Origin of the sequence: Peribacillus sp. NPDC097225, from assembly GCF_044761955.1 — a bacterium.
In the GTDB taxonomy this organism is placed as follows: Bacteria; Bacillota; Bacilli; order Bacillales; family DSM-1321; genus Peribacillus.
Window position 1 is genome coordinate 216,625 of sequence record NZ_JBIWDJ010000004.1, and the last position, 14,038, is coordinate 230,662.

Annotated in this window: 8 protein-coding genes; 2 read left to right on the plus strand and 6 right to left on the minus strand. The window is 37.3% G+C overall.

The features are described 5' to 3' along the window. Window positions 1-70: 70 nt before the first annotated feature. Complete coding sequence (locus ACIQXH_RS13805; RefSeq protein ID WP_403124088.1) at window positions 71-646, plus strand: undecaprenyl-diphosphatase; 576 nt, start codon at window positions 71-73, stop codon at window positions 644-646. A gap of 48 nt (window positions 647-694) precedes the next feature. On the opposite strand, the gene ACIQXH_RS13810 is transcribed toward ACIQXH_RS13805, so the two are convergent. The 3 genes from ACIQXH_RS13810 to ACIQXH_RS13820 all read right to left on the minus strand — a co-directional run bounded on the left by ACIQXH_RS13810 (window position 695) and on the right by ACIQXH_RS13820 (window position 6,207). Next, a complete protein-coding gene (locus ACIQXH_RS13810; RefSeq protein ID WP_403124090.1) occupies window positions 695-1,909 on the minus strand; it encodes a right-handed parallel beta-helix repeat-containing protein in 1,215 nt (404 codons plus the stop codon). Between the two features lie 187 nt (window positions 1,910-2,096). Beyond that, the gene (locus ACIQXH_RS13815) at window positions 2,097-3,902 is read right to left on the minus strand and encodes a SpoIID/LytB domain-containing protein (protein ID WP_403124093.1); all 1,806 of its coding nucleotides are present in this window, start codon (window positions 3,900-3,902) and stop codon (window positions 2,097-2,099) included. Between the two features lie 112 nt (window positions 3,903-4,014). Beyond that, the gene (locus ACIQXH_RS13820; RefSeq protein WP_403124096.1) at window positions 4,015-6,207 is read right to left on the minus strand and encodes a bifunctional glycosyltransferase/CDP-glycerol:glycerophosphate glycerophosphotransferase; all 2,193 of its coding nucleotides are present in this window, start codon (window positions 6,205-6,207) and stop codon (window positions 4,015-4,017) included. A 681-nt stretch (window positions 6,208-6,888) separates the two neighbouring features. On the opposite strand from ACIQXH_RS13820, the gene ACIQXH_RS13825 reads away from it, so the two are divergent. Further along, on the plus strand, window positions 6,889-7,617 hold the full coding sequence (locus ACIQXH_RS13825; RefSeq protein WP_403124098.1) for a DUF3993 domain-containing protein: 729 nt from the start codon (window positions 6,889-6,891) through the stop codon (window positions 7,615-7,617). A gap of 1,283 nt (window positions 7,618-8,900) precedes the next feature. Here ACIQXH_RS13825 and ACIQXH_RS13830 read toward each other — a convergent pair. The 3 genes from ACIQXH_RS13830 to ACIQXH_RS13840 all read right to left on the minus strand — a co-directional run bounded on the left by ACIQXH_RS13830 (window position 8,901) and on the right by ACIQXH_RS13840 (window position 13,960). Further along, a complete protein-coding gene (locus ACIQXH_RS13830) occupies window positions 8,901-11,801 on the minus strand; it encodes an Ig-like domain-containing protein (RefSeq protein WP_403124101.1) in 2,901 nt (966 codons plus the stop codon). Between the two features lie 1,179 nt (window positions 11,802-12,980). After that, window positions 12,981-13,358: a JAB domain-containing protein gene (locus ACIQXH_RS13835; protein ID WP_403124103.1), complete on the minus strand. Its 378-nt coding sequence runs from the start codon at window positions 13,356-13,358 to the stop codon at window positions 12,981-12,983. 290 nt (window positions 13,359-13,648) lie between these two features. Further along, entirely contained in the window at window positions 13,649-13,960 is a 312-nt protein-coding gene (locus ACIQXH_RS13840) for a hypothetical protein (protein ID WP_403124106.1), read from the minus strand. Window positions 13,961-14,038: the final 78 nt, after the last annotated feature.

Here is a 14,038-nt window from a genome sequence, read left to right on the forward strand (position 1 = left end):
GCCAAAAGGGATCGAACATGTATTATAATGATTCATATATCAAGTTTTACATAGAAAGGAAAAGACCATTTTGGAATTGAATATCACGTTATTTAGGATGATTAATGATTTAGGCAAAGAGCATGCTTTCCTGAATCCTCTATTCATATTTTTCGCAGAATACTCCATGTACTTCTTAGCCATGGCTGTTATTCTTTTCTTTTTTACAAGAAACGGGAGAAATCGGGTCATGGTCGTTTGTGCAGGGCTTACATTCATTCTTGCCGAGGTAGTCGGCAAGTTAGTGAGCAAGCTTCATACAAATTACCAACCATTTGCCGTATTGGATGATGTAAATAAATTGATAGAGAAAGATATCAATAATTCTTTTCCTAGCGATCACACCATCCTCTTCTTTTCCTTTTGTATGACCTTCTGGTTATTCAGTAAAAGTCGATACCGTTTTCTATGGTTGGTCGTAGCCGTACTAGTCGCACTTTCCCGGGTAGGGGTAGGTGTCCATTATCCTGCTGATATCACTGTCGGTGCACTAATCAGTATGGTCGTATCCTTTATTGTTTACAAAGTCGTGCCTCCCTTAACGATTACTAAACGTCTTTTTCATTCACAAGCAAGCATAGAACGAACCAAATCAAAAGAATTGTAATCACCAAAAACCGTCAGTTCCCTTCACTGGCGGTTTTTCGTGTAAAGTCTATTTGGTTACAAGGAAAATCCTTTCGGTACTTAAAAGGAATTCATTGTATTGGTAATTGATCCGGATAAACATTTCAGCTGTGTCCTTCGCTACATTGTTCGTTAGGTCTAGTTTATTTTGTTGATTCAGTTCATTATACGTCACCCGATATTCCGAACCGGGTCCCGAATTCTTCCAAGCCATTAACTGGACGGTCCTCCCTACCTTTTGAAAGGTATTATTCTTAATGGTTGGGTTGATTGCCCCACTGACTAAAATACCTCGGGTGTCCTCCTTGCCATTTTCCACATTCTTGATGGTATTATTCCTAATCTGGGCATTCGACCAATTCATCACGCGAATCGCATCGCTACGCGTTTTCTCAATTTTATTGTTTTGAATCACTACTTTATCATGGTATTTGGCTTCGGAATATTTATGGGTTCCCACTGCACGATCCAGGTTTTTGAATGTATTATGTTCAATGGTCACGTTCTTATTGGCCGTTTTATCAAACTTACTCCAAGTTTGGCTCCAGCCTTGTGTACTTTTGTCAGGCGTATCAAGGTTAATGGCTTCTTTATTTACATTCTGGGAAGCCTTGGAATCCATGAAGGTATTTTTGCGGACCATGACATGATCCGAAGCATCCATCTCAATAAAGTGGCCGGAATACATATTCCTGAATTGGATATTCTCCACATTGACGTTTTTGTTATGCCCCATGATGATGGCGATTCCATCTTTTATATAGTTCATATCGATTGTTACATTGCCTTCCCCAATAAATGAGATATTCTTTTCACCATTGTGTTTACCATATACCCCCTTCTTGGAGGATTTTGATGGCCTTATCAGTTGGAACATGGATTTGGCCGCAACGAACTGGCTCGTACCCGTTTTATTTCCTTTAACCAGCTTCACACCATCCTTCATCTTGATCGTCACATTCGAAGGAACATAGAGCGTATTACTGATTGTATATGTCCCTTTTTTCAGAACTAGCGTTCCGCCGCCCTTTTTCTCTAGCTGTTCAAGGTATGAACGCAATAGGTAATAATGCTTTGTATGCGTGTTATATGTAGAAAAATTCATCATCTTATTCTTATATGTTTTACTGGCCGGTGATATGGTATAGGTCGGTTTGGAAGCCGCCACTGCCGAATGCATCGGTAATCCTCCACTGATTAATAACATAACGGCGATACAAAATAACCTAACTTTTTTCCTCATGATGCTAACTCCCCTTTTTATATCCTTTTCCCTAAAAATCCCTTTGATTAACAAAGTATTTTTTTAACACTTTACCTATAATATCACTTTTCTTGATGAAATAAGCATATATAACTATGAATGTTCCATTTAATCCTAAAAAAACGAACAAAAAGACACCATTCAGTTTTATGAATGGTGTCACATATTATGATTTTTTTATATAGACCTTGGAAACATACCCGCTTTTGTTTCCTTGTTTCACCTTATACCAGTTCCCTTGTTGTGCTAGTATCGTAACGGTTTGGTTTTTCTTCAGCTGGCCGATGACTTTGGAAGTTGTGTTCGTCTTCTCCCGCATGTTCAAAACCGTAGCTGTCACTTTTCCCGTTGTTTTCTTGACGGTGATTTTTGTAGAGACTGACTTCTTGTTATTACTTCCATCAATCGCGGTGATGGTTGCTGTATACGTACCGTTCTTGACATTCGCAAAATTCCACGTAGCCGATTGATTACCTTTTCGTAGCGATTTACCTTTGGTCGGGGTAGCTACCACTTTCCCCTTGCTGTCCGCGATTTGGACCGTAACGACCGCAGCCTCGTTTAGGTTATATGAAATGCTCGCCTTTTCGGTGCTGTAATTCCCTGATGTAAGGATGCTTGTGATTTTCGGAGCGGCCGTATCTTTATTGACAACAGGCTCTGCGGCAGGTCCGGCACCACCATCACTATATTCCCTCACTATCGTTGTGTTTGGGTAATAAAACCCGATAATCTCTTGATAGGTTTGACCGGCTTCCGCTCTATTTTTCGCGCCATATTGGCTCATGCCCACGCCATGTCCAAAGCCTAGCCCTTCCAACACAATCTTGTCAGGATTCCCTTGTTTCGAATCCAATGCTAGGTAGCTCTTCATCTTGTCCGTTCCCACCATCTCACGGATTTTCGAAGCCTCAATATTCGTGAGGGTAAGCGTTTGAGGCACCAATTCCCCCGTATCCGTTACAATATCCTTCACAAGGAAATTCAATTGGATGGAACCTTTCGTGACCCGTCCTCCACTCGTTTTATCCGATAAGGATAAAACGGGGATGTCGGTGATCTTCATGTCCTTTTTGCTATAGCCGTGACTTTGAAGCCACTTTTTCAAATTCGGGACAACCGTGGTGTCCTTCTCTTTCACGCTTGTCCACCAATCTGCTGGCTTCGATAAATCCTTATTGGAAAGATCGAATTGCTGTTTATCCAACTCAATGGACCACTTTGTTTTCGAATCAAAAGGATCCTCTTTAATGGCCAGATAATCGAGAGGCTCGCCACTGGTCCAGACATTAGAATTCAGTTCCGTCATCCCGCCATTGCTCGAAGAAAATAGCGCTTCGATCAACTTTCCATCATGCTTGATGACAAGCCCCTTTGTCTGTTCTACCGCCAAATTAGAATGAGGATGACCGTCGGCTCCCCCATATACCTGATAAGAAACCGTATCATCAATCACGGTAGATTGGTAACGAAGAGCATAGGTACGTGCTGCAATCGTTTGGGCTTTCAAGGCCTCGATATGCCATAGTGCCGGCATTTCCCTTGGTACAACGCCCTTTACATACTCCTCAATATGAACATAGTTGATAGGACGTATATAACCCCCTTCGATAGTGAACTCCATTGATCCCGGGTAGGGGCGGTTATTTACATTAAGAAGAGACGCATCATTAACCGGTATAGCGGTAAAAGAATCATATGTCCCGATTTTTTTGGCCAGCTTGTAGATTGCTAGCTTGCCTGACTCCACCTTAACAGTCAGCTCTTCGCCGCTCTTAATAAAGTCTTTTCCATCAGACATTCGATAGTCCCCTGTAGCCATTATTGTCACAGTGGTTTGGTTGCCCAAGTAATTTTTCAGCTTCACTTTCATCTCTGTAGACTTTTCCGCTGCCGCTGCTTCATGCGCGGGAAATGTAATGAACATGATAAAGAAAGCCATGCATATATACTTCAAACCTCTCATCTTCATTCAGCCTCATCCCTATACTAGTTTCTAAGTTAAAAAAGATTCCTATAGTAGTACTATCGGCAGTTCAGGCAGAATTCTAAGAGGAAAAAGGAAACCGACAAATTTACCTTAATTAAGGTTTTTTCACATCCGTACCAAATACGGTTTTCACCACATTCTCAGCAGCTTTACCATTATCCCACGCACAATATTTAGCATAGAAATCATCATAAATATCTTGATACTGCACTTTCACTTGTTCGATATTCGTCACGGCATCAATGATTTCATCCGTGGTTTTCACTAATGGACCTGGCACCTCTGTTTCAATATCAATATAGAAGCCTCGCAGTGTATCCCGGTATTTCTCCAAATCATAGGTGAAAAACAAAATCGGCCGTTTCAAATTCGCATAATCGAAGAAAACGGAAGAATAATCCGTGATTAATAGATCGGAAATCAAATAGAGTTCAGCAATGTCATCGTATTTCGAGAAGTTATAGACAAACCCGTCCATGCCCTCCGTATCGATTTCATCCGCGATAAAGTAATGCATCCGCAATAGAACCACATAGTCATTACCCAACTGCTCCCTCATTTTCTTAAGGTCCATTTTCAGGGCAAACTTGTATTTTCCCGGTTCATAAAACTCATCGTCACGCCAAGTCGGGGCGTAGAGAATCACCTTTTTATCACGCGGAATATCAAGTCTCTCTTTTAAGCCGGAGATATACTCTTCGTTGTCATTTTGATAGAGAATATCATTTCTTGGATAGCCAAATTCCAGCATATCTTTCTCATACTTAAAGGCGCTCCTGAAAATGTCAGACGAATACTGGTTGGGGGAGATTAAATAATCCCAGCGTCTAGATTGATTAAAGAAATGCTTCTTATAATTCGGGTTCGCCGAATATATATCATTCATATCAAATACCAGCTTCTTCAATGGTGTCCCGTGCCATGTCTGCAAATAGACATTGCCTTCACGCTTGTTCAATTTAAGCGGCAGACGGGAATTGCTCACCCAATACTTAGAGGTCGCCAAGTAATAGTAATAGGCTAAGCTGAACCGCTTTACCTGTTTCGCATTTCCAGGCAGTTCTTTCCCTGGTTCATTAAATATCCATACATATTCATAATCCAGGTTGTTCTTCACCATATATTCGTAGATATACTTCGGACTGTCTGAATAGTTTTTTCCTAGGAAACTTTCAAATACGATCGTCTTTTCTTTTAATGGCTTGTTCATGAAGACAGAACGGTATAATTGAATGTACAACTTCTGTCTGCCTTTCACGGCCCGTTTCGTATTGCGCGCAAAATGGTGGAAGCCAATCAGCTTTTTATACGAATCGGTTTTTCTTTCCTGCAACAGCTTCAACTCTCGTTTGACCACGACATTCAGTTTCTTTGTCTTTGAAAGATCCACCTTTTCCACAGCCGTTGCCAGTTCATTGAAGAATTCACCAATCCGGTTGTTATCAGAAAAAATCATGATGACCTGCTTGCGGTAAATATTCAAAAATAGCCAATCTAAATAAGAAGATACCCGTTCATCGGTGCCATATAGATCTTGAAGATGATTATAGATCAGCAAAAAGTCCGAGACCTTCTTCTCCCGATCCAACTGCATCAAAGCAGGATTGGAAATGGGGTCATTACGCCGACGCTTAAAATAGTAACAACGCGTCAGGAACGGAAAGGTATCCAATTTTTTAATGACTGGCGTAATGAAAGCTAAATCGGAATAGCAATCGACTTTCTCTGAAAAACGAAGTTGGTTCTTTTTGATGAAATCATGAGAGAAAAGGATATGCAGTGCAGACATCCCACGGAATGTCCGTTGAACTCCCCTGCGTAAACGCACATGAGCATCCTCTACCTTCTCTTCTCCTTCTTCGATTTCCATGCCATCGTCCACTTCTTCATCGACCATATTATCAATCTTACTATCTTCCTTATTCTTCAAACGAATCCGTTTACCCGTAAGCATCTCGTACTCGCCAATATTCTCGACCAAACGACCAATCGTATCAAGCGCAATGAAATCATCACTATCAAGAAAATAGACAAACTCCCCCGTCGCCTGATCCAAACCAAGATTCCGGGCTGCCCCTACACCTTTTCTCCCTTCATTCTGGATACAAATAACCCGCTCATCGCGTCCGGCCACTTCATTCAAAATCGTTGCAGAATGGTCAGTCGACGCATCATTAATCAATATAATTTCAAGATTCCTATAAGTCTGATTCATCACAGAATCTAAACATTCCACTAAAAACTCTTCCGTATTATATACAGCAATTATGACCGATACTTTTTTCATTTTTTTAACCCCTTAGGTACACTTATTTCCCTAAATTTAAATAGGTAGGTTCATTATACAATAAAATGAGATTTTCGGTTTTGATGTGTAAATATTTGGGTTAAAAGAGTCGATGTTCTAGAAAATGTCGTTTCCAGTAGACAGAATGTACTAGTTTCAAGGAATTTGCCCATAAAAAAAGCCCTGCAGAGATTTCTCCAACAAAGGTTCATAAAAAGGAATGATAATCCCTTTTAATTATTCAAGTTGATTCGGGCAAATGGTGTGAAATAAGGGTATGTGAAATAAAATAGAACACAGGGAAAAGGAGATGCAAAAGTAGCATTCCTTTTTGTACTTCCTTTTGCTAATATTTTATGGCTTCTACATGGGACATTTACCGCCTAATTGGAGTTAACCTCCTGCAAGGGAAATGATAGAAATTGCTTTCAATAATATTTTCAATTCCTCACGCCATATTAGTGCTCTTTTTTTATCTTTTTGAAAATCAACAAAGGATACAATCCTATGTAATGCACTTTACCCTTCCCTATTTTTTCTTGTATTCTGTATCGCTCAAATACCTTTATCCTTAAACTCTAGAATTATTATGTAAATAATACTAAAATAGTTATTTACACCCACTATATATAGTAGTACTATATACTTATATTAATTGGTATTTTTACCAAGGAGGAACAAATGAAAACATATAAATCATTAAAAATCGTTATTATACTCTCCTTATTGTTGGCTTCAGTGTTTACACTCGCCCCTTGGTCAGAGGTAAAAGCAACTAGTGGAAAAACGGCATACGTTGATATAAAATCAGGGTATTTAAATGTCAGAAGTGGTCCAGGTAATAAGTACAAGTCCATTGGGAAATTGTACGATAAAGATAAAATCAAAGTTATTTCCGTAAAAAGTGGCTGGGCAAAATTCAACTACAAAGGGAAGTCACGCTATACCTCGAATGACTACTTACGCTACTATAAAACATTGTCAAAAAAAGAAGCTAAAAAGATCACCGACAAGGCGATAAGATTACAGAATAGCCTTGATAAGCCTTATACAAAAAAACAGATTAAAGCAAAGTTATCACCATCCTTTACAGATGCTTTTATTAATAAATTTATTAAATATGATTTTTGGGAATCTGGAAAAGATAAATCTGGAAACACACTCTATGCACCTATACCAACGGATTTTCCATATTACTATATAATGTATGGATTCATTTGGGATGAAGCCAAAGCCTATGAAAGAGCTTACCCAGTGAAAGTTAAATACTATAAGAAAAAAGACAAAGAATATTTATTGGTATCTCAAAAATATTATCCGGATGAATTGTACAGCAACGTCGAACAAAAAGTCTTTTTCTCAAAATCTAGTTCAAAAGCAAAATGGAAAGTATACGATACACGCTGGTGAATAATCTTTCAAAGAACGGTTCCCCTTGTTAGCCCTAAACAACTTAAAAAGATGATCCCAGTAATCAACCGGGATCATCTTTTTGTATTCTATTGGTAACTATAGTTATATAGCTTTTAGTTTCTTGTTTATAAAACCTTCAATTAGAGATGAAATGACACCTCTTTTTAATACCAAAGTTGGTACAACTACTTTCTAATTAGAAAAGAAATTTAATGCATAGCAATCATTGCTATGTAGTCTTTGCATAATACTGTTCATCAGCTTTCCTCCTTACAATATTAATAAAATACCTTCAAGTAAAGTGATTTTTATCTAATTGTACTAATCTTGTAGAAATATGATTCAGAGCATGTAACAAGCAATTTATACTCGAAAACATTGGGAGGCTTTGAAGCGTCTAAGGGACAATTAATACGTTTTTGTGAAAGATCCCTTAATTGGAATCTTTCATAAACTCGTTTCGTGTTTAAATCTGCATAACCCAGTTTCGTCGTAATTTCATACTTTTCGTGAGACGCTGCCCAAAATTAGAAGGGCCCTTCTAAGTCTCCTGAACGAGTTTCTATAATCCCTTTAGTACAAGTACACAACTCTAAAGAAAAGCCCCGTAGAGATTTCAAATCTCACGGGGCCTTTTCCTTATTTAATATCTACCGAGACAAGAGAACCAGTCTCTCGGCCCTTCACGCAATAATTTTATCTAAGGCAGTTAATTATTGTGCAGATACATTGAAACTAGCTACTTTATTGTAAGTGCTGATATCACCAAGATCAATCTTAGTTGAATCAGAGTTTGTTGCAATAGTTACTCCACTTGCAGCTATAGAAACGCTAGAGAAGCTTAAGATTACAATATTATCTGTAGCAGTATCACCTGTGCTTGGAGCAGCAACTGCATAAGCAATTTCAGTGGAACCAGTTTTAATTATAAAGTCATCTGTAAAATCTGCTGCAACAGCGGTATCAACAGATTCAGAGAATGTTAACTCATAAACTTGTTAACTTATTCTTAAGAAAACATCATTATGAGTAGTTAGGATAAACACTTTGAAAAGTTTTATACACTAAAATGCAAGAGAAATATAAAGGGAATATGGAAGCAAAAAGAAAAGCCCTGCTGAGATTTCTCTCGGCAGAGCTTCCTTTGATGTTCCTGTATTCGTTTGAAAGATGTGCTTCCTTGTGTACTTTCGGATAATGACTAAGTACATTTCCATATAACAGAAAAAAAAGCTACCGTAGAGATTTCTCTCTACGGAGCTTTTCAAACAGCTTCTCTATTACTTAGTTACAGTAACAGACGTGAAATTTGGAAGATTATTTCCTTCTAAATCAGTTACATCAAAACCAGTTGCAGGCTTTATTGTAATTGTCTTCGCAGCTTCAGTAGCTGTAAGCGCCCGATCGATAGTAAGAGTTACTTTGTTTGTAGTAGAACCCATTTCTTCCGTTACATTAGCTGTGCCAAGAGCTACACCATCAACAAAGATATCAAAGTCAGCTACAGCTGTGTCTTCAGCGATTGATGCTGGAAGGATAGCTTCGTCAAAAGTTAATGTAATGGCTGAAGTATTTCCAGTAACATCATTTGAAGTAAGAGTAGCTGCAGTTAACGCAGGAACATCATTATCAATAAATCCTTCTGCTTGTGTTACAGGAACCATTACATTTCCAGCAATATCAGCTACATTTTGTACTGTAAAGTTATACGTTCCAGAAGTCTTAATTGCACCCTCTTTAAGTGTTAACTTAATAGTATCTTGGTCTGTATCAGTAAATACAGCTTTTTCAGCTACCGTAGCGCCTTCAACAAGGAAGTTGTTAAGGTTAAGTGAAGAAGTAGCTAATTTTTCGCTAAATTCTATTGTAATAGTATTGTTGTCTCCACTTTGTACTGAAGTTGCAACGATTGTTGGTTTTGTAGTTTCTGAAGTATTAGCTCCAACAGTATAAGTTGAGGAAGCAATAGCATTACCATTACCAACAACATCTGTTACTAAGCCAGCTGGTAGAGATACACTGTATTTACCCTTTTCTTGTGAATCAATAAGGACTTTAACTTGGTTTTTAGTTCCAGCTACCTGGCTTACGTTTGCAGCTACAGAAGTGTCAATTGAAGTTACATTCTTTTCAACACCATTTTCCGTAACATAAGTTCCAGTAATATTTCCAGCATCATTTGTTACAGTAACATCTTCAGAGAAAGTAAGAACTAAGTAGTTTTTGTTATCGATCACTTTTACAGCACTAGAAGATACAGTCGGGTTTACTGAATCGACAGGGAAATTCACTAGAACAGTTCTAGCAGTACCCGCATTACCAGCTACATCTGTGAATGTGTTCACTGCAATATCCTTAGTACCGTTAAAAGAAGAGTCACGAACTGTAAGGACAGTCCCAGATTCATCTAATGAAGCATTAGTATCAAGGTCTGCCGTAACTCCACCAACTGATGCTACTTCTTTATTAGCATTGACAGATACTTTTTCTGAGAACTTAACAACTACATAACCAGCTTGATTAGAAGTTACTGAAGATACTGTAGGAGCCACGTTATCTACAACTTTCTTCTCAACACTAACAGAAAGCGGGTTTGGAGTTATTAAGTTGCCAGCAAAGTCTTTTAAGCCAGTAACTGTAAGAGTATATGCTTTACCAGTTTCAAAAGTCGCTGCATTTAAATCTAAAGTGAATGACTTTTTATTAGCAGCTAGCACTACTGTTGGTGTATAAGTTGCACCTGAAGCATCTTTAAGAGTTAAAGCATTAGCAAGAGCTGCATTGCTAGCAACATCAATTGGTTCTGAGAATGAGAATGTTGCAATATTATTACTGTTATATACAGCTTGTCCTACTGTTGGTCGTACAGAATCTTCTAAATCAACAACTTTTTTGTAATCTTCAATTTTCACTTCGTCAGTCGTTTTAATATCGTCGGTTGCTACAACTGTATAGCTACCAGAGAAAGATGTAGTTGCTGAAACAGTTAATGTTTTACCATCAGCAGATAAAGAACCAGTTAACGTACTTGGGTTAGTTGCATTTCCAACTGGGCTAAAAGAAATATTTTGAACTTCATTACTTCCATTCAATACTGTTGATTTTTTAATAGCTTTGTTAAATTTAATTTCAACTTCTTTAGCGTTTACCGCACTTACATTCTTAACCTTTGGCGTTTGGTTAGAAGTGATTTCTTTATTTAACTCAGTTTTCACACCGTAAACAGTTGATTCAACTGCAACTTTGTTTGATCCTTCTTCTAGTTTAAGAGTATAAGATCCGTTTTCGTTAGCTGCTACTGCTTTTCCATTAAGTGTTACTTTAATTTCAGAGCCTTTTGTAGCCTTAACAGTGATTGTTTTTGTTTCTTCCTCAGTTGTTTCTCCGTCAGTGATACCTTCGATTGCGACTGTAGCCTTAACAGCTTTTTCGAATGCTGCGTTGTTTTTCTCAACTGCTTTTGTGATGTTTTCAGCTAATTTAGTGTCTAATTTTGCAATTTTATCTGCTTGATCTTTCACACTTTGAATTGTTTCGTATGCAGCTTCAAGGTCTTTTTCAATAAGATCTTTTTGTTCAATGTCTTTGTATGCATTGTAAACTTTCATTTCATCGTTTACAGAGTCAGCTAGTTTTTGAGCTGGTTCAGCATATTTTTCTTTTAAAAGATTACGAGCATCCGGTCCGTAGATTTTATCTACTTTTGCTTCGAATCCTTTGATTGCATCGTTATATGCTTTTTGTGCAGCTAAAACAGTTTTTTGTTTTCCGCCTTCAACGGCTTCATTGAATGCATTTTTAGCTGGGTTAAGGTTTGTGTTAACAGCTGCTAAATATGCTTCAGCGCGATCAAGGAAGTATTTTTTTTCATTTAATGTTTTAGTGTAAGCGGCTTTTTTAGTTTTGCTTCCGCCATTTTTAGCGATTTCTTTTGTTGCTGCAGCATAGTACTCATTAGCCAATTTCACTTGGTTTCTGATTGTTCCAGTTGCAGGAAGCTTTCCTTCGTTCTTAGCTGCTTTATGGTACGTATCATAAGCTTTTGCCATTTGGTTCGTTGCTTTTGTAATGGCTTTGTCAACTGAGCTAGTTGCTGCCTCTGATTGTGTTGGTGCTACTGCTACGAATGCTGAAGCGGCAATTGCTGCTGCTGTTGTAATTTTGATTGCTTGTTTTTTCATGTTATTAATGTTTCCCCTTTCGGAATCATAGATTGTAGTAGGTTGTTTAGTTGTTAAAACTATATAAGTGCGATCAGTAAAATTAGATTGTTAGAATCGAATGGGCATCCGTACAGGATGGTTACCAGAACACTCTACTGATTCATCGGTCATAAGTAATTCGCAAAATACTATTCTAACATAGGATAAAAGTCCTACTAATAACCATAAAATAGCACATAGCTTAAATGCCCATATTTTTGAATTTATCTTCCTCCTTTATCCTTTTGTAGCTTCATTATACATTAAAAATAGAATTTGTAACCACTTTTTTAGCTTTTTTTGATTTTAAGTAACATAAAATGAATTAATTACCTTTAAATTTTACATTTTTTATTTATTTTACTAGTATAATACATTGGGAAAACAAGGTACTTATTAAGGCCTAATGAAAGGTGTCTTTTGGTTATTAAAAAGTTGAAAAAACCATTGTAGTCCTTAAGACTCTGATGTTTTTTTATACACAGAATAATAGATAACCCACCAACAAAACATAAAAAAACTCGCCAATTTTTTATCGCTTAACCTTAGCCATAATTCTGTAACAATTATGGTAGTTTTCTAGAGAAGGTTTCATTGTGAAGAGTCATTTCATATACAAATAAAAAATGATTCTACTTTTTTTATATAGAGTTTTCATTACCGCTATTACATTTTAAACCTACCCCCACACCATCATCATAGCACCGGTTACAAAAAAGTGTAAATAATATCCATCATTACAGGTACTTCCCATCTATTCCGAAGTTAAAACATTTTTTCGTTCATATTATAAAATTTCCAATATAAAACATTTTTTTGTAAGTAACTAGTAAGAAACTTTATAACTAACTTATTTATTTTTTGTAAAATTTTTACTAAAGTATTTTATTTCCTTTATATAAATTTTGTATATGTCGGCCTACTAGTTGAATTAAAGGAAATAAGCACCGAAGGGTACGAACTCTATCATGAGGAAGTGGATGAGGCGTTAATGGCTTCAAAGATTCTTCAAGGCTTACCTAATCCATTGTTGTATGAAATCTTCATGTAGAAGGGTTTCACAGAACCAGTTCATCTCTGGTCATGACAGATAACCCTTTTCTTTAAGAGAAATATACTGCCCATCCCCAATGATGAGTTAATCTAATAAATCAATGCCTATGATCTCCCTGCTTCTCTCAGTCTCTTTGTCACCTCCACATCCTCTCTTGATGGTTCTGGATCTCCAGAGGGATGATTATGAAAGCACATTATGGAGGTACTATTTGAAAGAATAGCCGTTTTAAAAACTTCTCTTACCGATACAATCGACGAATTAATATTTCCCATATGACACGTATTAATGCAGGTAGGCTCATTTTTAGTATTCAGGGATACAACGACAAAATATTCTCTATCTAAATCCTCCATAAACTCTTTTGCAAGTTCATACGCATCCGATGGAGCAGATATCCTTCGATTTCGATACAATATGCTCGATTCCTTTATTAGCTTGACCCGAACAATGTCTATTCGTTTAGCTGGTTGTATCTTCATGACAACTCCTCCTTCTAATAGTTCTGATTGGTTAATTGGCTGCATACCATAAACTCTCATATACTTCCTCCTCAATGAAAATAGCCCTAACTCCATGGAAGAGTTAGGGCTTGGTAGATTCTATTACATACAATTCACCTATATAATATAAGTTTATCTTTCTACTTGAAACGTTCTATTGATAAAGAAAAAGCCAGAGCTTTTATTCTCGACAGAACTTTTTATCATCAAGCTACTGTTCACTAATTCCAGAGGGTGCCCCACGGGAACACGTTTTCCGGTACCCTATTTCAATCCTTCGTCATTTTTATCGTTTTCTCAATTTCGTATTCTCGTATGAAACTTCTAAGTCTTACACTTTCTTCAGGTACCGCAAGTTGTGTAGTCAGATCAGCTAAATAGTCATGTTCTACTAACTTTCTCATATACCACCGTGATAATTCCCCTACCACAATGAGTAGTCTCAAACATCCCATCACAGTATTTTTTTCCCTTTTTGTTGCACTATTTAGGGAAGGTCCAATAAAATCCCAAGCCTTTGGTGTAATCATTAGCGCTTTAATAGCAGTTTTTACGTTTGGATTTAAATGAAACATATACACGCCTGTCTTTCCTTAGTATTAAGTTCGAAGACATTACATAAATGTCTTACCCATCCAGCCGTAGTCATATTGCCAAAA

Bases quoted from the DNA above. Each gene is read 5' to 3' on its own strand.
- ACIQXH_RS13810 (WP_403124090.1), bottom strand. From the start codon at position 1,909: ATGAGGAAAAAAGTTAGGTTATTTTGTATCGCCGTTATGTTATTAATC.
- ACIQXH_RS13815 (WP_403124093.1), bottom strand. From the start codon at position 3,902: ATGAAGATGAGAGGTTTGAAGTATATATGCATGGCTTTCTTTATCATG.
- ACIQXH_RS13820 (WP_403124096.1), bottom strand. From the start codon at position 6,207: ATGAAAAAAGTATCGGTCATAATTGCTGTATATAATACGGAAGAGTTT.
- ACIQXH_RS13825 (WP_403124098.1), top strand. From the start codon at position 6,889: ATGAAAACATATAAATCATTAAAAATCGTTATTATACTCTCCTTATTG.
- ACIQXH_RS13830 (WP_403124101.1), bottom strand. From the start codon at position 11,801: ATGAAAAAACAAGCAATCAAAATTACAACAGCAGCAGCAATTGCCGCT.
- ACIQXH_RS13835 (WP_403124103.1), bottom strand. From the start codon at position 13,358: ATGAAGATACAACCAGCTAAACGAATAGACATTGTTCGGGTCAAGCTA.